At 45.9% G+C, this 21,440-nt stretch carries 18 protein-coding genes; 4 read left to right on the top strand and 14 right to left on the bottom strand.

Annotated features, from left to right (window positions below; genetic code table 11):
- Positions 1 to 92: 92 nt before the first annotated feature.
- The 8 genes from G464_RS0104925 to prfB form a co-directional block, all read right to left on the bottom strand.
- The gene (locus G464_RS0104925) at positions 93 to 878 is read right to left on the bottom strand and encodes an amino acid ABC transporter ATP-binding protein (protein WP_022856971.1); all 786 of its coding nucleotides are present in this window, start codon (positions 876 to 878) and stop codon (positions 93 to 95) included.
- Positions 871 to 1,806, bottom strand: coding sequence for an amino acid ABC transporter permease (locus tag G464_RS0104920; RefSeq protein WP_022856970.1), 936 nt, complete (start codon positions 1,804 to 1,806; stop codon positions 871 to 873). Before G464_RS0104920 ends, G464_RS0104925 begins: the two co-directional genes overlap by 8 nt.
- 36 nt (positions 1,807 to 1,842) lie before the next feature.
- Positions 1,843 to 2,766, bottom strand: coding sequence for an ABC transporter substrate-binding protein (locus G464_RS0104915; protein ID WP_022856969.1), 924 nt, complete (start codon positions 2,764 to 2,766; stop codon positions 1,843 to 1,845).
- Between the two features lie 135 nt (positions 2,767 to 2,901).
- Positions 2,902 to 3,387 (bottom strand): SsrA-binding protein SmpB, encoded by a 486-nt coding sequence (smpB, locus tag G464_RS0104910; protein WP_021617869.1) that lies wholly within the window; start codon positions 3,385 to 3,387, stop codon positions 2,902 to 2,904.
- A gap of 147 nt (positions 3,388 to 3,534) precedes the next feature.
- Positions 3,535 to 4,938: a CHAP domain-containing protein gene (locus tag G464_RS0104905; protein WP_022856968.1), complete on the bottom strand. Its 1,404-nt coding sequence runs from the start codon at positions 4,936 to 4,938 to the stop codon at positions 3,535 to 3,537.
- Positions 4,939 to 5,008: 70 nt separating this feature from the next.
- A complete protein-coding gene (ftsX, locus tag G464_RS0104900) occupies positions 5,009 to 5,932 on the bottom strand; it encodes a permease-like cell division protein FtsX (RefSeq protein WP_022856967.1) in 924 nt (307 codons plus the stop codon).
- 2 nt (positions 5,933 to 5,934) lie between these two features.
- Positions 5,935 to 7,080, bottom strand: coding sequence for a cell division ATP-binding protein FtsE (ftsE, locus tag G464_RS08970; RefSeq protein WP_022856966.1), 1,146 nt, complete (start codon positions 7,078 to 7,080; stop codon positions 5,935 to 5,937).
- Between the two features lie 72 nt (positions 7,081 to 7,152).
- Positions 7,153 to 8,280 carry a peptide chain release factor 2 gene (gene prfB, locus G464_RS0104890; RefSeq protein WP_021617865.1) on the bottom strand — a complete coding sequence of 376 codons (1,128 nt, stop codon included), beginning with the start codon at positions 8,278 to 8,280 and terminating at the stop codon, positions 7,153 to 7,155.
- A gap of 259 nt (positions 8,281 to 8,539) precedes the next feature.
- Here prfB and dapD point away from each other — a divergent pair, with 259 nt between their 5' ends.
- Positions 8,540 to 9,580 (top strand): 2,3,4,5-tetrahydropyridine-2,6-dicarboxylate N-succinyltransferase, encoded by a 1,041-nt coding sequence (gene dapD, locus G464_RS0104885; protein ID WP_022856965.1) that lies wholly within the window; start codon positions 8,540 to 8,542, stop codon positions 9,578 to 9,580.
- Between the two features lie 45 nt (positions 9,581 to 9,625).
- Here the strand turns inward: dapD and map are convergent, their stop codons facing one another.
- Both map and G464_RS0104875 read right to left on the bottom strand, forming a co-directional pair.
- Positions 9,626 to 10,402, bottom strand: a complete 777-nt coding sequence (gene map, locus G464_RS0104880) for a type I methionyl aminopeptidase (RefSeq protein WP_026472625.1) — start codon at positions 10,400 to 10,402, stop codon at positions 9,626 to 9,628.
- A gap of 40 nt (positions 10,403 to 10,442) precedes the next feature.
- The gene (locus tag G464_RS0104875) at positions 10,443 to 11,018 is read right to left on the bottom strand and encodes a manganese efflux pump MntP (protein WP_022856963.1); all 576 of its coding nucleotides are present in this window, start codon (positions 11,016 to 11,018) and stop codon (positions 10,443 to 10,445) included.
- A gap of 202 nt (positions 11,019 to 11,220) precedes the next feature.
- Between G464_RS0104875 and G464_RS0104870 the strand changes: the two genes are divergently transcribed.
- Complete coding sequence (locus G464_RS0104870; RefSeq protein WP_022856962.1) at positions 11,221 to 13,341, top strand: M13 family metallopeptidase; 2,121 nt, start codon at positions 11,221 to 11,223, stop codon at positions 13,339 to 13,341.
- 62 nt (positions 13,342 to 13,403) lie between these two features.
- Here the strand turns inward: G464_RS0104870 and G464_RS08965 are convergent, their stop codons facing one another.
- From G464_RS08965 to orn, 4 genes are all read right to left on the bottom strand, one after another.
- Entirely contained in the window at positions 13,404 to 13,898 is a 495-nt protein-coding gene (locus G464_RS08965; RefSeq protein WP_080651160.1) for a single-stranded DNA-binding protein, read from the bottom strand.
- A 221-nt stretch (positions 13,899 to 14,119) separates the two neighbouring features.
- On the bottom strand, positions 14,120 to 15,913 hold the full coding sequence (locus G464_RS0104860) for a proline--tRNA ligase (RefSeq protein ID WP_026472623.1): 1,794 nt from the start codon (positions 15,911 to 15,913) through the stop codon (positions 14,120 to 14,122).
- 97 nt (positions 15,914 to 16,010) lie between these two features.
- Positions 16,011 to 17,429, bottom strand: coding sequence for an ATP-dependent DNA helicase (locus tag G464_RS0104855; protein WP_022856959.1), 1,419 nt, complete (start codon positions 17,427 to 17,429; stop codon positions 16,011 to 16,013).
- Positions 17,430 to 17,504: 75 nt separating this feature from the next.
- Complete coding sequence (gene orn / locus G464_RS0104850) at positions 17,505 to 18,203, bottom strand: oligoribonuclease (protein ID WP_021617857.1); 699 nt, start codon at positions 18,201 to 18,203, stop codon at positions 17,505 to 17,507.
- 436 nt (positions 18,204 to 18,639) lie between these two features.
- Between orn and G464_RS0104845 the strand changes: the two genes are divergently transcribed.
- Both G464_RS0104845 and G464_RS0104840 read left to right on the top strand, forming a co-directional pair.
- Positions 18,640 to 20,361 (top strand): glycoside hydrolase family 13 protein, encoded by a 1,722-nt coding sequence (locus G464_RS0104845; protein ID WP_022856958.1) that lies wholly within the window; start codon positions 18,640 to 18,642, stop codon positions 20,359 to 20,361.
- Positions 20,362 to 20,398: 37 nt separating this feature from the next.
- Complete coding sequence (locus G464_RS0104840) at positions 20,399 to 20,935, top strand: peptidylprolyl isomerase (protein ID WP_022856957.1); 537 nt, start codon at positions 20,399 to 20,401, stop codon at positions 20,933 to 20,935.
- The last annotated feature ends 505 nt before the right edge of the window (positions 20,936 to 21,440 follow it).

The following is a 21,440-nucleotide window of genomic DNA, read 5'->3' as shown; positions in this document are numbered from 1 at the left end:
CCCAGAGCCCTTGTACGAAGAGCGCCACTATGAATATGTGCATGAGCTCACGAGCCCATGCACACACAAGAAGGTTTACATCCCCAGTTGTTCTACAGTACTGCCTGTAGGAATTCTTGGAAACGATCAGTTTGTGGATGATCGATAATATCGGAACTACCTGATTCTACAACCACGCCACCGTCCATAAACACAATTTGATCGGCAACTTCTTTAGCAAAACCGATTTCGTGAGTTACCACCACCATAGTCATCCCCTCATCGGCAAGGGTGCGCATGACGTTAAGAACTTCACCCACCAGTTCAGGGTCGAGAGCAGAGGTTGGCTCATCGAAAAGCATAATATCGGGATGCATAGCAATTGCACGAGCAATAGCCACGCGCTGCTGCTGACCACCAGAAAGCTGAGATGGGTAATGGTCCACACGATCAGACATGCCCACTAGATTCAAGAATTCACGTGCTTCCTTCTCTGCTTGGGCACGCTTCATACCTGCAACATGGATAGGAGCTTCCATCACATTTTCTAGAACCGTCATGTGCGGGAAAAGATTGAAACGCTGGAATACCATGCCAATGCGTGAGCGTTGGCGAGCAATTTCTTTATCCGACAAGGTCTGTAAAACAGTGCTACCGCCTGCTGTTACTTCCTTATATCCAATCATTTCGCCATCTACATCTATGCGACCGCCGGTAATAGTTTCCAGCTGATTAATCATGCGCAAAAGAGTTGATTTACCAGAACCGGATGGACCTAAAATAACGGTTACTGTGCTCGGCGCAACCTCGAGGTTCACTCCTTTGAGCACATGAAGATCGCCATATTCTTTGTGCACATCGCGAATAACGATTTGTGCTTGAGTATTCGTTTTAGGCATTGAGACCTCCCCAGAAAGCTTCGTTCTGCTTCTTCACATCGTATTGCGTTTCACCGCTTGTTTTACCTGGTTTTTGTGCACTCTTCGCGCGACCTACAGGCTGCTCGTCGAAACCCTTACCAAAGTACTTTTCTAAATAAGATTGACCCACCATAAGTACGGATGTAATAACCAAATACCACAGAGAAGCTACTAAAAGCAGAGGAATTGGTTCATAAATGCGGTTAGCAATATTATTCGACATATATTGCAAATCCATGGTGAATGGAACTGCCAGAACAAGAGATGTGGTTTTAAGCAAACCAATTGCCTCATTACCAGTTGGAGGAACAATAATACGCATTGCTTGAGGCAAAATAATACGACGCATAATCAAAGAGTGGCTCATACCCAATGCTTGAGCAGCTTCAGCCTGTCCGCGGTCAACTGCTTCTAAACCAGCGCGCACAATCTCTGCCAAATATGCGGCTTCATTAAGCGCCAAACCTAAAATAGCTGCTTTACCTGCAGTAATAATATCCTGAGTATCCCACGTGTATACTCCCACAGAAATCTTAGGAATAAGAACAGAAATCAAACCCCAAAATGTCAGCTGCGTATACACTGGCGTTCCACGGAAGAACCAAATAAAGAACCAGCTGACCCAACGCAACACAACATTGGTGCTCTGTCGCATAATTGCAAGAGTAACAGCAAGCACAATCGCTATTGCCATAGATACAACCGTGAGAATAAGAGTCCAACTTACACCCGTAAGAATATGTTCATTAAACAGATATTTCCACACAGTTGGCCAAGCAAAATTCTCATTAGTAATAACGCCATGTGCCAGAAAAATAGCCAGCAGCGCTACAATAATGCCCGCCACAATAGGACCGGGTTTGCGCACTGGACGTGCATGAATACGATTTGGAATATTATTTGCCATTATCTTGTCTCTCTCGTCCCTTACAACCGATAAATTTTAATCAACCTTCGGGTTAATCACAGCTTTATCAATAGCTCCATCTTCTACACCCCATGCTTTCAAAATACGCATGTAAACGCCTGAATCAATCAGTTCTTGTAAAGCACCTTGAATAGCATGAGCTGTTTTATCATCACCCTTCTTAACCACAATGCCCTGAGGCGCAATATCGTACGGCTTGCCCAACAGTTCGAGCTTACCCTTAGTTTGCTTCACAGCATATGCAGATACAGGAGTATCGGAATACATCACATCACTGCGTCCTGTAATCAGTGCAGTTGTAGCCTGAGTCTGCTGTTCATACACTTGCAAAGCTATGGCTGGCTTTCCTGCTTTCACACAGGCAACCGAAGAATCCTCTAAAGCTGTTTCTTCAGCAGTACCCACCTGCACAGAAGCGCGCACACCGCATAAATTATCTGAATCAATATTCTTCGGATTACCTGCACGCACAGCGTAACTCATACCAGCTGAATAATGTTGCACAAAAGTCACAGCTTTTTCGCGCTCAGCAGTAATAGTAAAGCCGGAAATACCCACATCAAATTTCGAACCAACAGAAGGAATAATCGTAGCAAAAGCTGAGTCCACAACTTTTACTTTCAGCCCCAAAACCTTCGCTACGGCTTTAATAATATCAATATCAAAACCAATAACTGTTTCGTTATCTTCTCCCGTAAACTCTGCAGGAGCCCACGTAGCGTTACTACCCACAGTAAGCACGCCATCATGAGAGACTTCAGGAGAGACCATCGCGGCTAATTGTTTATTTTCGTGCACATCGCTCAAATCAATATTGGCTTGCTGAGCGTCCAAGCCATCGCTTGTACCGCACGCCATCAGCGAGGTGCAGACTGCCAGCGCTACCACTGTAGCCATAACAGCGCGACCTGCACGCTTCAATCCGCTAGAAAGCACCATAAATCTCCCTATTCTCATTCTCTTCTCACAGCGTGTGAAGGTTATACCAGCTGACCGTTTACCAGCTAATCGTTTGCCAACCGAAGGTTTACGCATGCGTGCGAGCATCTTCAAGCGTATGAACGCACTACCGTTCTACCGCAAATTATGTTCACGCATGGCACGCAATGCTTCACGCTTATCTTGCGCCTCTTTGAGAGCTTGACGCTTATCGTATTCGCGTTTACCCTTCGCCAAGGCAATTTCTACTTTGGCTCGCCCATTCTTAAAATATAAGCTTAATGGAACTATCGTATAGCCTTTGGCTTGCAAAGCACGAGCGAATTTCTCTATTTGAACCGCATGTAAAAGCAGTTTACGCTTACGCTTAGGCATGTGATTATTCCACGTTCCGTTTAAATACTCAGGAATATTTGCGCCCTCAAGCCACATTTCATTATGCTTATCGATGCTCACGAAAGACTCAGTTAAGCTTGCTCGTCCTTCACGCAAACTTTTTACCTCTGTACCGGTAAGAACAATACCTGCTTCTTCTGTATCTTCAATTGTGTAATCATGGCGAGCGCGACGGTTTTGCGCCACTACACCGTTGCGCGGATCTTTCGCTTTTTTCGCTGCCATATAGTGTCCTTTTTCTAAGTTTTATTTTTGATTTTATTGTATTACTGTCCGTTTTTACTGCTGTTTAGTCTACACGTAAAACGCGCCACCTGAATAGGTGACGCGTTTTTGCAGTGCGTTCAAGGCTGATAACAGCAGCTTTACCTTTTAATAATGCACGTACTGGTAAGCATTCACATTACCCAAGGTACGTGTTACAGAACGACCCTGATATACAGCACCTGATTCAGAGATAAGGATTGTTCCGTTAGCATTAACACGTTCTACAACAGCAACGTGACCATATGTGCGGTCTGCACCTGCTTGACCTGGCTGGAAGACAACTGCTGCACCAACATGTGGAGTGTTATTCACCACATATCCAAGACGGCGACCAGTATTAGCCCAATCTCGACCGTTACCCATATATGATCCAACAGGCAGACCTAAAGCAGTACGACGATTATAGGCATACCACGTGCACTGACTCCATGGATATGCACCACCCAAAACAGCGGTACGCCCTGTTGGATGACCGTAGCAGCTTGTTGCTGTTGGGCCACAGTTACCAGGAACTGAGTAATCGCCAGCAGAAGTTGCAGCATAGGTTGGTGCTGGAGCTTGTGCAGCAGAGTTGTTACGTGATGCTGTGTATTGTGAAGTTGCAGCATTTCGTCGTGCTGCCGCTGCTTGAGCCGCTGCCTGAGCAGCAAGTTGACGATTATATTCGGCTACTTGAGCTTGGGCTTGAACAATAGCAGCCGCTTCTTGAGCAGCTTGAGTCTGCAGACTGGACTGTTGAGCAGATAACTGCTTTGATTTTTCCTCTGCCTGAGATTGCAAGTCATTTAATGAGCTGACCTTGGCTTGGGCAGCTGTTGATGCTTGAGCGGCGGCCGCAGATTCGCTGTCTGCTTGATTCTTCAAATCACTAATGCGTTGCTCAATAGCCACAAGACGGTCAGCACGATTCTTACCCGTATTTAATTCAGTTGCAGAATCAGATGCTGTTTTTGCTTCTACACGACCGACAGCAGCATCCGACTGCATGGATTGAATAAAGTCAGATGTAGATTTTGAGCCAGTAACAACGCTCATCGTTTTCGACGCGTTAGAACTATGGAAACTTTGACGTGCTAGAGCAGCCACGTTTTCCTTAGCTGTTTCATTACTTGCCTGCGTATTTTGCAACTGATTTTCGAGCATAGTTTTATCGTTCTGTGCTGCGCTCAGACGCTCGCTGGCTTCCTGTGCGCGCTGAGCTGCTGCCTGCGCTGCATCTTGAGCTTGCGATGCTGCATCTTGAGCTGCAGGTATTTGATTATTCACTAAATCATCTAAATCAGTGATGAGACGGGCTAGTTGATTATTAACACCAGCTAACTGAGCCTTCAGCTGTGCTTGTGCCTGCTGATGTTGAGCTAAAGTCTGATACGGTGTAACCGCATACGCATCAGTAAGAGGAGATACGTACCACGATACGATACTTCCTGAGACCAGTGAAAGAGCGACGGTTCCTGCTGCCACAGCTGCTTTAAGCTTGGCACGCATATTTTTCGTTGGTGCTTTCATATTGTCCTTCAATCTTCTCGGTTTAACCGCTTATATACACGCTAATACACGAATACTGGACGGTCAAGAATTATGCGTGTAGATACTTTCGTAGCGAAATTGAGGAAGCGATAACAGACAGCACAATAGATCCCAGAAGAATCCACGGCGCAATCCATAAGACGCTCGTCATATTAATAAAAGTCATCCATGTAATCTGTTGTGCAAGCCAATCAGTAACGAAAATCTTTACAACAGCCATCAATGATCCGATAGCGAGAAGAGAGCCGAGAACCGAGGCTAAAACGCCTTCCAAAATAAATGGCATGCGAATTGCCCAATTGGAAGCACCTACATAACGCATAATCTCTGTCTCTTTACGTCTGCTGGCTGCGCTCATACGAATAGTTGTGCCCGTGAGCAAAACCGCCACAATAATCATAACGCCTGCCAAAACACTTGCTACTACTGTTCCGCGATTCAGCACAGCAAAAACAGGATCGAAGATTTCTCGCTGATCTTCAACCTGTTCCACTCCCTTAGTTCCGCTCAGCATTTCAGAAACAAGCTGATATTTATTAGCATCTTTGAGCTTCAAACGTAAAGAAGCTTGCATATCTGCAGCAGTAAGTGTTCGCCCCTCATATACTCCGTCAGGATACTGCTTCACAAAAGTATTCTTAAAGAAGTCTTCTTTAGACACATAACGGATAGAAGAAACAACTCCCGACAGTTCTGTTTGAATTTTGGCTTCAATATCAGAAACTTCACCGTCAGTTAGTGCTGTTCCTGAAGCACAGTTAGCGGATGTGCTCTTACCATCTGGGCATAGCCACACCACAACTTCTACCTGATCGTACCAATCGCCTTTAGCCTTTTGAACCTGCGTCTGCATGAGAGCGGCAGAACCAATAAAAAGGAAAGAAATAAAGGTTACCAGCATAACGGAGATAATCATGGCTCCGTTACGCTTAAAATTCGTCCATGTTTGAGACAAAATAAAACGCGAACGCATGATTATTCGCCATCCTTTGACTGTTCAGTATTGTTGTTGAGTGTATTTTTGGCGTCTTCCATCAGGAATGCTGGAGGAACTGGAGGAACTGCAGATTCTTGTGCAGATTCTTGCGTAGGCTCTTGCGTGACCTCGTTACGTTGCTCGTTCTGAGGAGGTGCCGGAACGGAGTTCTCTTGTTTGAGTCCTCCGCCCCAGGTGAGTGTTTCTTCTGCTGAGGCAAAAGCCTCTCCGAAACGACCGCGGCGACCAGCATGAACACTGCGCGCTAAGCGTGCAATACCATCAGATTCTTCAGAATTATTAGATGTGCCATGAAGAGCATCCATATCGACGACTTCTTCTTCATAATTATCGCTTATCGTTGTTTCTGGAAGAGCAGCAGTCAGCGAATCAATAGCCTCTTCAGTTTGCTTTAAATGAGTTTTCTGCGCTACTTCTTCATCAGGGAAATACAAAGCAGAATCATACATACCGTTTTCTTCGTCACGAACAATGCGACCGTTATGCAACTCAATAACACGCTTACGCATGGAGTTTACAATTTCTTCGTTATGCGTAGCCATAACAATCGTTGTGCCGGTGCGGTTAATGGCTTCAAGCACTTCCATAATGCCCACGGATGTTGTAGGATCAAGATTTCCTGTTGGCTCATCTGCCAGAATAATAGCTGGATGATTAGCGTAGGCTCGTGCAATAGCCACACGTTGAGCTTCACCACCAGACAGTTCGTGAGGCATACGGTTTTCTTTACCTGTTAAACCAACAGCTTCCAAAACCTGAGGAACAATAGATTTAATAGTAGAGCGCTTCGTGCCAATCACTTCTAAAGCAAAAGCAACGTTCTCCCACACTGTTTTATTTTCCAATAGCTTATAATCCTGAAAAACAAAACCTATGCCACGACGATAATGCGGCACGCGACGATGAGAAATACGACGCAAATCATTACCCGCCACACGAATTTCGCCCTCGCTAATTTCTTCTTCGCGTAGCAAGAGGCTCAATAAAGTTGATTTACCAGCACCACTAGCGCCTACAAGGAAGACAAAATCTCCTCGATCAATATGCACATTCACATCTTCCAAGGCTGGACGTGATGCATGCTCATAGACTTTGCTCACATTCACTAAATCAATCAGTGCCATGGTCTTCCCTTCTTGTACTTGCTCAGTTTAGTTTTGCTCTACTTAGTTTTGCTCGCTGTAGCCTTGCTTGGCTCATTCCTGCTCAGCAAGCGCTTCACGACGCTGCTGATGACGCCAACGAATTCCTGCATCAACAAAAGCGTTCAAATCGCCATCAAATACACCTTGAGTATCTGAGGTTTCATAGCCAGTGCGCAAATCTTTTACCATCTGATAAGGGTGGAGCACATAGGAACGCATCTGGTCTCCCCAACTAGCTTTAATATCGCCAGCTAGTTCCTTACGTGTTTTCGCTTCTTCCTCATGCTTCATAACTAGCAGACGCGACTGCAAAATGCTCATAGCAGCAGCACGATTTTGAATCTGACTGCGCTCGTCTTGCATGGTAATAACAATACCAGTGGGAATGTGGGTTAATCGCACAGCAGAGTACGTGGTATTTACACCTTGACCGCCAGGACCAGACGACATATACGTATCGATGCGAATATCTGCATCTGGCACATCGATATGGTCTGTTTCTTCTACCAAAGGAATAACTTCTACAGCAGCAAAGCTCGTTTGACGACGCGACTGGTTATCAAAAGGAGAAATACGTACAAGACGATGCGTTCCGCCTTCAACGGAAAGCTTTCCATAAGCATAATCGCCTTCAATCTGCATTGTTGCTGACTTAATACCAGCCTCTTCTGCATATGAAGTATCTAAAATCTTGACTTTATAGCCGTTACGTTCAGCGTAACGCACATACATGCGCAACAACATGTGTGCCCAATCGGCAGCATCAACGCCGCCAGCACCAGAACGAATAGTTACCACAGCTGTGCGGTCATCGTAATCGCCATCTAGCAAGGTTTGAATTTCGATTTCTTCGAGTTCTTTTGTAGTGGCAACGAGTTCGGCGCTTGCTTCGCTCATGCTGTCTTCATCGTCTTCTTCAGACCCCAACTCGTAGAGGGTTGCAATATCATCCAAACGTTGAGCCACCGCGTTTAATTTGCGCAATTGCGCCTGGCTTGCCGATAACTTTGCCGTCACTTTCTGTGCGTGTTCAGGATTATCCCATAAGTTTGGCTCACTGGCTTCGCGCTCTAAATCCTTAATCTGTGTACGCAAAGCATCGAGATTTACTGCCCCAGCAATAGTCTCGTATTTCGCGCGTGCTACTTCTAGATCTTGAGAAAAGTCATAATCTGCCACGTTTATTTAGCCTACGCTTTTGGGAGGTCTAGTTCAGCTGTTTTGCTCATGCCTTAACAACCTAGGCACATTTACGGGGGTGTTGAGTGGATGACATGGTGACTTCTGAGATGTTTTCTGGGATGTTTTTTCTGAGATAGATGACGCGCACTGTATACAGTTTTTAGCCTATTTACTCTATTCATAGCGCGCTGCGATTATAGTAAGCGATAGTAAGCAGAAGTAAACAAAAGAGTTCGTCGCCAGAAAGTGAGACAACATGACAGAAGAAATGACTCAAACACAGATTTCAACACAGTCTTCATCCCAGCGTGTGGCATACGGTTGGGGTTTAGCTTCGATTGATGAAGCAGGCGATACCTTGGATGTGTGGTATCCGTCTTTGACACTTGGTACGGCAGATTCTGTTCCTTCTGAAGGCTCACGCGGTGCGCACGGTTTTGGCAATGCCGCTTACGATTCTGCTGATGCGCGCGGGGTGCGTCGTGTGCCTGTGTTTACTGTGTCGTATCTTGATGAGCCGATTGTGGATGCAGCTGACGCCTATGCCCGATTGCACTTGTTGTCAATGCGTTTGGCGATTCCAAACTCCGTAAATCTTGATGGGATTTTTGGCGCACTCAACAATGTTGTGTGGACGAATTATGGCCCGTTTGCGGTGGAGAATTTTGCTGTGCGCAAGTTGGATGTGCTTGCTGATGCGCGTGCGCATGGTCATATTGCGGCTGATGTGAACGTGCTGTCTATCGATAAATTCCCGCGCATGGTGGATTATGTGGTGCCAACAGGAGTGCGTATTGGTAATGCTGACCGTATCCGTTTAGGCGCTCATTTGGCTGAGGGCACAACAGTTATGCATGAAGGCTTCGTGAATTTTAACGCTGGTACGCTCGGCACATCCATGGTTGAAGGACGCATTTCTCAAGGTGTTGTTGTGGGCGATGGCTCCGATATTGGTGGCGGCGCTTCCATTATGGGGACGCTCAGCGGTGGCGGTAAGCATCGTGTATCTATCGGTCGTCACTCTTTGCTCGGCGCAAATGCTGGTATTGGTATTTCTTTGGGCGATAACTGTGTTGTTGAGGCTGGATTATATGTAACAGCTGGCACTAAGATTAGCGTATACGATAAAGAACGTTTGACTGCAGGAATGAGCTTAGAAGTAGTTAAAGGCGCTGATTTAAGCGGTAAAGATAATATTTTGTTTATCCGCAACTCGGTAACTGGTGCGATTGAAGCTCGTTCACGCGCTCAAGGCAAGCTGGGTATTGAGCTCAACTCCGCTTTACATAAAAATTAATGATTGATGAATAGAGGCTGTGCATGAATGCACAGCCTCTATTTTTTACTCGTCGCGAGCTGTTAAGATAATCGGATCTCCATCAGTAATTGCAATAGTATGCTCGGTATGAGCGCCACGTGAACCGTCAACAGAACGCAGCGTCCACCCGTCATTCTCATCCTGATAAATCTCATCTGTGGTAGCTAAGAACCATGGCTCAATAGCAATAACCAAACCTGGACGTAAACGGTAACCGTGGTGTGCGCGACCGTTATTTGGCACGTGTGGATCTCCATGCATAATATGCCCCACGCCATGGCCGCCGAATTCTAAGTTCACGTCATAACCGTAGCTAGCAGCAACGTCACCAATAGCAGCAGAAATATCCCCCAAACGGTTGCCCGAGCGAGCCTGTTCAATACCTGCAGCCAAAGCTTCTTCAGTGCTCCTAATCAAGCGCAAATCTTCTGGATTAGCATCTCCTACTACAAAACTAATAGCGGAATCTCCTACCCAACCATCAACGTTAATTGCTAAATCAAGGCTGAGCAGATCGCCGTTCTTCAAGTTGTAATCATAAGGAATACCATGAAGCACAGCATCATTAACTGACGTGCAAATATAGTGCGCAAATGGTCCAGTTCCAAAATCTGGAGCATAATCAACGTAGCAGGATGTTGCTCCCGCGCGGTTTTCAATAGCGTTCTTAACGAAGTTGTCAATCTCCAGCAGATTTGTGCCTACTGTCGTCATTTTCTTCAAATCAGACAGAATCTGTCCCACAAACTTTCCTGCCGGGCGCATCTGCTGAATTTCTTGAGGAGTTTTCAGTTCAATCATGCTTTTAGAATACGCCCACACCCAAACAGTAGAAAAGTTATTACAGAAGTGCCTTCACTCCTAGTAAGATAAGCACCAATCCTCCGCCTACTTCAGCGCGACGCTGCCATTTTTGTCCAGCAACATCGCCCAAGCGAAGTCCTAGGCTTACAGCAAGAGCTGTTACTATGCCAAGCACAAGCACGCTTACACCGTACGGCAAACTTCCCGATAATCCTACACTCGAACCAACTGCACTAGCATCGATACTGCACGCAAAAGCGAGCGGCGCTAAGGTTTTCCATTGCAGTGGAGGAATCGATTCCATACACTCATCTTCTTGAGACGTTGCAAAAGCCGAACGGATCATAATAGCGCCAACAATAACAAGCAAAGTAAAAGATACCCATGCTCCCACGCCATTCATGACACGAGCTAAGGAATCTCCCAAAAGAAAGCCTAAAGAATACACAACGGCATGTAATCCAGCAAACCAAGCAATCGCAGTGCGGTAATGCTGAGGCATCAAAGCACTATGCATGCGTGCACCAATTGACATGCTTACCGAGAGCGCGTCAACGCTCAACGTACCAGCCAGAAGCACAGCTCCTATAAGAGTAGTTGCCGTACTGAGCATGTGCGCCTTCTTTCTGCACGGTTGGTTTTGTGCTGATGTTAAGAATCTACAAGCTCTTTTTGCGAATAACAGCTTTTTAGGCGTATTCGTTATAGTTTCGAGGGGTCGAACTTATGTGGTTCTTTTGTTTTCTCTCAGGTGAGTTTTCGAACATTTTCAGTTTCCTCAGCTGTTGTGCGTTACCCTTATAGGTATGACTTTTATGAACCGTTCTACTATTTTCGCGCTTTCACGCGCGCGCTCCGTCCGCTCTGCTGATTCAGTCAGCTCAGGTATTGATGTAGAGTCTTTATCGTCTACCGTTCCTGCTCAGGCTGATTTTTTCCGTCACGTTAATGGCACATGGATTGACTCGTACGAACTGCCTGCAGATAAGGCTCGCTACGGCTCTTTCGATAAGCTTGCTGATGATGCTGAAGAGCAGATTCATGAGATTTTGGAAGAAGCTCACCCAAGCAGCCCTAAGTCTGTGGCTCTGTACCGTTCCTTTATGGATACGGAGACTATTGAGCGTGCGGGTATTAATCCTATTCGCGAGGATTTGAATCGTATTGATGAAGTTACCACAAAAATTGGTTTAACTCAGGTTTTGGGTGCTATGGATGCAGCTGGCGGACCTTCTTTATTCTCCCAGGCTGTGTTTGCAGACCCTGGAAATCCTACGCATCATACCGTTCATATTTTCCAGTCTGGTTTAGGTTTGCCTGATGAGGCATATTATCGTGAAGATAACCACAAGCCAGTGGTGGAAAAATATACTGCTATGGTTGCACAGCTTCTTCTCTTAGCAGGCTATGTGAAGGATGAGAAGCAAGGTTTGCGTTCTGCACGTAAGTTTGTGGATATTGAGCGTTCTATTGCCTCTCATCATTGGGATGTTGTTGCTTCTCGCGATAGCGATAAAACGTATAATCCGCGTACTTTTGATGAGTTTGCTGCTGCATTAAATAGTTTCAACTTGGAAGCATGGGTGGATGCATGGCAGGAATCATATAACAATTCTGAGGCTTCCCATGCACAGCCTTTGTCATTACGTTCTGCACTATCTCATGTTATTGTGTATCAGCCAAGCTTTATTGATGGTATTGATCAGTTCTGGTCGGATGCCGATGTTGATGACGTGAAGCTCTGGGCACGAGTTCATGTGCTTATTCATTGGGCAAGCTATTTACCATCTGATTTTGAAAATGCAAAGTTTGATTTCTATGGCAAGGTTTTGCGTGGAACAACAGTACAGCGTGACCGTTGGCGTCGAGCTGTAGCTCTGGTAGATGGCGTGTCTGGAGAAGAAATTGCTCAGGAATATGTGAAGCGTCACTTCCCTGCTTCTTCGAAGGCACGCATGAGCGAGCTAGTAGATAATCTTATTCATGCATATGAGGTCTCTATTAAGTCGAGCGCATGGTTGGGTAAAGATACGCAGGAGAAGGCCTTAGATAAACTATCTAAGTTCACACCAATGATTGGATACCCAGATAAATGGCGGGACTATTCCGCTTTGGATATTCGTGAAGAATACAGCCTTATTCACAATTTACGCAATGCAAGCTTGTACGAAACAGCTTATCAGTTAGCTAAAGCAGGTCAGCTGGTCGATAAGCGCGAATGGCTTATGACTCCACAAACTGTGAATGCGTATTATGAGCCAACAACGAATGTGATTGTATTCCCTGCTGCTATTTTGCAGCCTCCTTTCTTCCACGCTGATGCCGATGATGCTGCTAACTACGGTGGCATTGGAGCAGTTATTGGCCACGAGATTGGTCATGGTTTCGACGACCAAGGCAGTAAGTATGACGGCGATGGAAATCTGAAAGACTGGTGGACACAAACAGACCGCGAAAAGTTCGACAAGCTGACGCATTCTTTAATTGACCAGTACGATCAGTTCACCCCTCAAGATGTGGCAGACAAGTATACTGCTCAAGGTAAGGCTGACCAGATGCCACACGTCAAAGGTGCCTTTACTATTGGGGAAAATATTGGTGATTTAGGTGGTGTAAATATTTCCTTAAAGGCTTATGCCTTGTCTCTTGGCGCTCAGAATGATTCCGATGAAGAGTTAACGCGCGCACTAGATTCAGCTCCTGTTATTGATGGCTTCACTGGTGTGCAGCGCTTCTTCCTCTCGTATGCATCGATTTGGCGTAGCGTTATTCGTGTGGAGATGGCAGAGCAATACCTGCAGATTGATCCACATTCTCCTGCTGAATTCCGTGTGAACGGTATTGTGCGCAACGTTGATCGTTTCTACGATGCTTTCGATGTGCATGAAGGAGATGCCATGTATTTGGCTCCTGACCAGCGCGTACATATCTGGTAAGCGATATACATGCATTATGCCCCTGTTTCTCTTGCCTCGAAGGAGGCAAGAGAAACAGGGTTTCATATATTCACGGGAGCATCGACGATATCGTGTGCACTCGATTCATTCTCAGAAACTGCTGCCTGAGATGACGAGTTTTGAGAAGGAACAGAAGGCGCAGACTGCGTTTGTTGTGGGGTATTTTTTAAGCTTTCATCTTTTTTAAACATGCCATCGCCAAAACTGAGATTATGCCCAATACTGGTGGCTTCTATAGTGGGAATAGTATGACGTACTCCATCTTTCTCCCATGAATCTATACTCAAAGCACCCACAATAATAACGGGATCTCCTACACTTAATGATTTCATAGCATGGGTGGCGAGATTTCTGAAAGACTTGACCTGTACCCATGTGGTTTCTGCAGATTTCCATTGATTTTCTTTCGTGCTGAAATAGCGACGTGTAGAGCCAACGCGGAAGTTACACACTGGTGTATTAGAATTCGTTGTCCATGTTTTTGGCTCGGTTCCCACATAACCAGTAAGCACTATCTGAGCTGAGTTAGTCATCATATCTCCTTCGATACCTTTTCTCTCAAGCTTTCTACTTGAGACTGTAGCTCTACTATGCCAAGATTAGAACCAAAAATCATCTTGTCACGTATATGTGAACCAATGTGAATAACTCGCCTCAGCTTGACAAATCATATAAGCCACACATAAGTAATCACAAAAGCAAAAGAGACCGCACTTTCAATGCGATCTCTTTAACTATCTAAAAGTGTAGCCACATATTATAGAGCGTTCACAGCCTCAATAATTGCCTGCGCAGCCTCTTCAATCGACACAACCTTGGTATCTGAACCATCACGGAAACGAATTTCAATAGTTCCGTTATTTACGGTATCGCGACCGCTTACTGCAATCAGCGGCATACCCAAAAGTTCGGAATCCTTAAACTTAATACCTGGAGATACCTTAGCGCGGTCATCAAAAATAACTTCAATACCTGCAGAAGCTAACTGCTCAACGAGCTGTTCTGCCGTATCAAAAGCCATCTGATCGCGACCTGTAGCAATAACATGCACCTGAGCAGGAGCTACTTCTACTGGCCACTTCAAACCGTTCTCATCGTTGAAGAATTCAGCAATGCAGCTCATCACACGAGACACACCAATGCCATAGCAGCCCATCCATACAGGCACAGCTTTACCGTTCTCGTTCAAAACAGTCAGATCCAGAGCCTTCGAGTATTTCAAACCGAGCTGGAACACCTGACCAATTTCTACGCCGCGCTCCAAGCTGAGCGGACCTGAACCATCAGGGCTCATATCTCCAGTGCGTACTTCTACAGCCTCAACGAAACCGTCAGCCTCGAAATCGCGTCCATACACAGCGTGGAAAACGTGTGTATCAGCTGCATCTGCACCAGTAATCCATTCGGAACCTCGAGCAATATGAGCATCGAGCAGATACTTAATGCGTGAATGACCTTCTTCATCGGTATTCTGTGGTCCGAGCACGCCTGGCCCAATATATCCCTTAACGAGCTCTGGGAAAGCAGCCAAATCTTCTGGTGTTGCTTCTTCAATCTCAGCTGGGGTGAAGCTAGCTTCCAAACGCTTCATATCTACCTGGCGATCCCCTGGCACGCCAATAGCTACGACCTCACGCTCACCTGTTGGATGCTTCACAGCAATCATCAGGTTCTTTAACGTGTCTTCCGCTTGCCACGAACGACCATCGCTACGAGGATGCAAAGCATTAGATTGATCCACCAAAGTTTCAATAGTTGGTGAATCTGGTGTTTCCAAAGCCACCATAGCTTCAGTAGAGCTAAAATCAACATCCTGTGGCTTCACTGTAGTAAGCGCTTCCACATTCCATGCTGCGCCAGAAGGAGCCAAAGCGAATGTATCTTCGCCAATAGGCATAGGCGACAAGAATTCCTCAGAAGCAGAGCCACCCATCGGGCCGGAGGTTGCATGAACCATCACATAAGGCACGTGTAGTCGCTGGAAAATACGCTCATAAGCATCGCGCTGAATCAGGTAGTTCTTCTTCAAATCCTCTTCGGTCATGTCGAAGGAATATGCATCTTGCATCACAAATTCGCGTCCACGAATCATGCCTGCACGAGGACGGAATTCATCGCGATACTTGGACTTAATCTGATACAAAGTAACAGGCAAATCCTTGTAGGAGGAATACATATCCTTGACCATCAAGGTGAACATTTCCTCAGCAGTAGGCACGAGCAAATAGTCTGCATCATGACGATCTTTTACACGGAAGAGGTTATCTCCATACTCTTCCCAACGGTTCGTAGCAGTGTATGGATCTTTTGGCAAAAGCACAGGAAATTCAACTTCCTGAGCGCCAGTTTTCGCTAATTCCTCGCGAATAACGTTTTCAATTTTACGCAGAACTTTTAAGCCAAGAGGAAGCCACGAGTATAAGCCTGGTCCTACTTTGCGAATATATCCTGCCCGGATAAGCAACTTTGCTGAATTAACATCTGCGTCCGCTGGATCGTCGCGCAATGTGCGCAAAAACATCTGGGACATACGTAATACTTCTGAGCTCATAAAACCCAAGATTATAGGCGCTACCCGACTTTACAAGTTACGTTTAGAACCACGTGAAGAGACCGACTATAGGAAGGACTAATATAGGAGCAGCTACTTAGAACAGTGCTCCTTGATTGAACTCATCTTCAGCCTCGTTCAACGCAACTGGACGTTGAGATTGGAGAACTGCCTGTTGCCCTTCTTTCTCCAGTAAAGCGCTTGCTGTTTCAGACTCAAAGCGCAACTGTGCATCTAAAAATACTGCTTGTTGAGACACGAGGAAGGCGCGTTCAGTCAAACCTTGCACGAACAAGCCTTCTAATCCTTGTACTCGCGACATAGCTACATATCCCATCCCGGGAGCAAATGTGCGACGCAAATCCATAACAGAGCGATCTAAAGTCATTCCTTGTGATTTATGAATAGTAATAGCCCACGCACAGCGCAAAGGAACTTGAGAAACTACGGCAAGAACAGTGTCCGCATCAGTAATTTCCCAATCTGCTGGCTTCATTGTAACCACATGACCGTTTTCAAATTCCACGATGGGCCATCCGCCTTTAGATTCAGAAGCAAAAGATTTTACGATGCCCAGAGAGCCATTCACATATTGTTTATCGCTGTCATTGCGCAGAGCCATAACTGTAGCTCCCTCTTTAAGAACAAGAGTTTCTGGAGCAAGCATATTCTTCTTTAGACGGTCAACCAGCTGCTTAGATCCCGATGATGTCGCTACGAACGCATGTGCATCGCCACGCAATAAAGCCAAACGAGTGTCATTGAGCGAATCTGCTTGTTTATTTGAAGGGAACAGATGCGTAATAAGATCGTTCTCATCAAAAGAAGCAGACATGCGTGAAGCGATTGTATTGTAATCGTTTTGATCAACCGAACCGTCACGTATAGAGCTGAGAACGCTGAGAAGTTGACCGTCATCTTGACGATGCTGTTCTGTGAGATAACAGATAACAGGACGAAGCGCATCCCATGCAAAAGATTCGGTAATAAAACCGTTCATATCTTTGCCATGCGATGCGTATTTGTTTTGCATGATCACAGCTTCTGGCGACAGTCCCAGAAGATCGGCATTTCGCGATGCCACAGACACAGGAGGTAATTGGAAGAAGTCGCCAGAGACCACAACTTGCATGCCACCGAAAGGTAAATCATTTTTGCGAGCGCGCCTGCAGATTTCATCTACGAGGTCGAAAAGCCATGCATGAATCATAGATACTTCATCAATAATGAGAATATCGGTGTTCGCAATAGTTTTCTTGCGTCTGGTGAGAATACGTTTCGTTACACTTTCTGTGAGATACGTATTTACGCCTAAACCGCTGTATGAATGGATAGTTTGCCCGTTAATATGCGTGGACGCAATACCTGTAGAGGCTGTAACTGCGACTATTTTACCTTCTGTACGCGCTCGCTTAATAAATTGATTAAGAACGTAGGTTTTACCTGCTCCCGGTGCACCTGTTAGATATGCAGATGCACCAGAGTTGAGAATCTGTAGAGCTTGACTTTGTAGCATAGTAAGGTCCTCTTCTCAGGCAGATTAGGGGCGTAACTTTCCGTGAGTTTTACACAGCTGCATACGCTCAGCGTTTTAATAATCGGCTTTTTCTGGCGTATCTTCGCTTGTTAAAGCGTTGCCGTTCTTTTCGTACTCACGCAGCAAACTAGTTTCTTCTACATGCTCAGCACCTGCTTGAGCTTCTTGAGCGCTTGGCTGAGCTTGGACGAACATCATATCTCGGTAATAACGCAGTTCATCAATAGATTCAATAATATCTGCCAAAGCGCGGTGTCCGCCATGCTTAGCAGGCTTATTTTCGTACACAGCTGGATACCAGCGGCGGCTCAGCTCTTTAAGAGTGCTCACGTCAATAATGCGGTAGTGCAGATTGCTCATGAGTTCAGGCATGTATTTGTCGAGGAATTTTTTATCGGAATGAATGGAATTTCCTGCTAAATGAGCTTTTCCATTACCATCGGTTGGCAAAAAACGCTGTACGTATTCAATAATCTGCTGCTGCGCATCAGCTAGGCTTAAACCGTTATTCCACTCGTTGACTAAGCCGGAGGATGTGTGCATATTGCGCACAAAATCATTCATATGATCCACCGCTGCTTGACTTGGCTTAATTACTAAATCAATGCCTTCGTCGAGAACACGTAAATTAAAGTCAGTAGGGACCACGGATACTTCGCATAGCTCATCGTTATTAATATCTAAACCGGTCATCTCGCAATCAATCCAAATGAGTCGAGATTCTTCCGCACTCAAAGCCGTTTCCTGCGCCATATTTATCTCCCCTCAACGCACATGCACTGGTCTTCTGTTGCACTTTAGTACGCTGTACGCATTGATTCTATCATGATTCTATGTCGCTTCTATTGTTGCACGCACGGCAAACCTTGGCGCTATCTTTATGCAGTATCTTTATAGCGGCTTTATTCTGCGCACAGATTCTCGATGAATTTCTCGCTAAATTTTTGCTCTGTTTTTCCAGTTACTGCAAAATATCCGCAGCAACACAGTTTACCTAATTTTTGCAAACGATATCATCAAGTATTTCCATGCCGTACAGCACTTTTACATGCGACTCGCCGAAGATGGCAAACGCTTTCATATTATATGCAAAATCATATATACTTTCTCTCGGAAACAAAATGGAAAACGGTTACATTAGTAAGGGTTATATGCAAACCGTACCAACCAAAACTTAAAGGAGAGTTTTATGGCAGAAATTCAGCGCTCCACTGACGCTTTATGGTGGCAGAACGCAGTGGTGTATCAGATTTATCCTCGCTCCTTCGCCGATAGCACAGGCTCAGGTTTAGGCGATATTCCAGGCATTACCGCGCATATGGATTATCTCGACAAGTTGGGCGTAGATGCTATTTGGCTCTCGCCTTTCTACCCATCCGCTTTGGCCGACGGCGGTTACGATGTGGACGATTACCGCAATGTAGATCCTCGTTTGGGAACGATGGATGATTTTGACGCCATGGTTGAAGCAGCTCATGCTGTGGGTATTAAAGTTGTGGTCGATATTGTTCCTAACCACAGTTCCAACCGTCACGAGTATTTCAAAGCTGCTTTGGCAGCCGGTAAGGGCTCTCCAGAGCGCGACCGCTACATTTTCCGCGATGGTCGTGGAGAAAACGGCGAACTACCTCCATACGATTGGGAATCCATTTTTGGCGGCTCTGCATGGACGCGCGTTGAAGACGGTCAGTGGTATCTGCACATGTTCGCTCCAGAACAGCCGGATTGGAACTGGGACAATCCAGATGTTCATGAAGAGTTCATTAAAACCTTGCGTTTCTGGTCCGATCATGGCACGGACGGCTTCCGCGTAGACGTGGCTCACGCTTTGAAGAAGGATATGAATTCCCCAGAGATTGCCGAGGTCTCCCCTCGCGATGGAGCTAACCGCATTGACGGCTCTCACCCCCTCTTCGACCGCAATGAGGTGCACGAAGTTTACGCTGAATGGCGTAAAGTGTTCAACGAATACGATCCTCCTCGTTTTGCTGTTGCTGAAGGTTGGGTGCGTCCTGAACGTCAGTATTTGTATGCCAGCAAAGATGATTTGGGACAGATTTTCAACTTCTCTTTCGCAACCAAGCTTTGGGCGCGCAATAACTTCCATGAAGCCATTGAAGCAGGCATTGAAACTGCTGAACGTTCTGGTTCGAGCGCAACGTGGGTTTTGAGCAATCACGATATTATTCGTCACGCAACACGTTTCGCTTTGCCTCAAATTCCTGCTACTGACCAGCATCAGATTGCTGTTGATTGGGTTTTGCGTGACGGTAAGAGCTATACCGAGAACCGCGAACTAGGTACGAAACGCGCTCGCGCTGCTCTGCTTTTGGAAATGGCTTTGCCAGGTTCCGCTTATATTTATCAGGGTGAAGAGCTCGGACTGTTTGAAGTTGCCGATATTCCTTGGGATCAGTTGGAAGATCCGAGTGCTTTCACAAGCCAAAATAATGGCGTATTAAAGGGTCGTGACGGTTGCCGCGTTCCACTTCCATGGGTGTCTGCCGATGCGGATGGTTCCTTCGGCTTCTCTCCTGCTGATGCTTCTGAAAAGCCACATCTTCCTCAGCCAGCATGGTTCGCTGATTTCTCTGCCGATGTTGAAGCAGATGATGCTGATTCTATGCTCAGCTTATACCGTGCTGCTTTGAAGTTGCGTCACGAATTCCAAACTAATGATTTGAGTTTGGAATGGCTTGAGCAGGATAAGGAAAGCGGTTTGACAGATGGTGCTGACGGCAATCCTGGCGGCATTATTGCCTATAAGCGCGCCAATGGCTGGGCTAATCTGACGAACTTCTCCGCTACCCCTGCCGAACTTCCTGCTGGCGAAGTTGTGCTCGCTTCTGGCGAACTCACCGCTGATGGCAAGTTACCACAAGACACCTCGGTGTGGATTAAGCTAGACTAGTTGAGAATAAGTATTCTTCACTATTCAAGGAGATAGTATGCAAGCAATTATGCACACTACACACGGTGATATTACACTCGAGCTGTTCCCTAACGACGCTCCTGTAACCGTAGAGAACTTCGTAGGCTTAGCAACTGGTGAAAAGGAATGGACTGATCCTTTAACCGGTGAAAAGTCGCACGAGCCTTTCTACAATGGTCTCACCTTCCATCGCGTTATTAAGGACTTTATGATTCAGGGTGGCTGCCCTTTGGGTACCGGCACTGGTGGTCCTGGCTATAACTTCGATGATGAGATTAATCAGCATCGTTTTGACGAGCCTTATAAGCTCGCTATGGCAAATGCTGGTCGCCGTCCAAATCCATTCACGGGTAAACTCTCTGGCACTAACGGTTCCCAGTTCTTCATTACAACAGTTCCAACCACATGGTTAGACGGTAAGCACACAATTTTTGGTGAGGTTACAGATGAGGCTTCGAAGAAAGTTGTGGATGCCATTAATGAAGTAGCTACCGATGCTCGCGATAATCCTGTTGAGCCAGTGATGATTGAAAGCATTGAGATTATTAAGTAGTCTACTGCATAGCTCTCTATAATGAAGGGGTCGCAGCTCAGTTCACTGAAGCTGTGACCCTTTACTATTGCTAGGGTTTAGTGTGTGGCGTGGTGCGCCGCAAGTTTGACGGTTGCGCTTTGTAAAACTTAGCACAGGATTAACCAGTATTGTGTCCTATCACCAAGCTTTAACCTAATGCGTTAAGACCAAAAAACTATTCTTTAGCTTTTAGTAACTCTTGGGATTTTAGCGGGGTTTTGGTTGGGGCTGGCTTATTTCATCTGGTTATTATTGCGGCGTGTAGGAACTTGAGTGATGCGTGAAACATGACTTGCTCTAGCGTTCCATGATTCATGCACGGGTGAGGATTTCAATCACTCTTAACGATGGACGTGAGCATTGTGAGCGTTCGGCGCTAACAACGTCTACGTATCTCATGAGTGAGAATTGAGAGGGTTTTTCAAGCGCACACATTGTCAGCGTTGTGCGCTGACAACTTTCACGCACTCGTGAGCGCTGATTT

It is taken from the genome of Alloscardovia omnicolens DSM 21503 (assembly GCF_000420505.1).
Classification (GTDB): Bacteria; Actinomycetota; Actinomycetes; order Actinomycetales; family Bifidobacteriaceae; genus Alloscardovia; species Alloscardovia omnicolens.
This window is presented reverse-complemented; position numbering and strand designations above follow the sequence as displayed.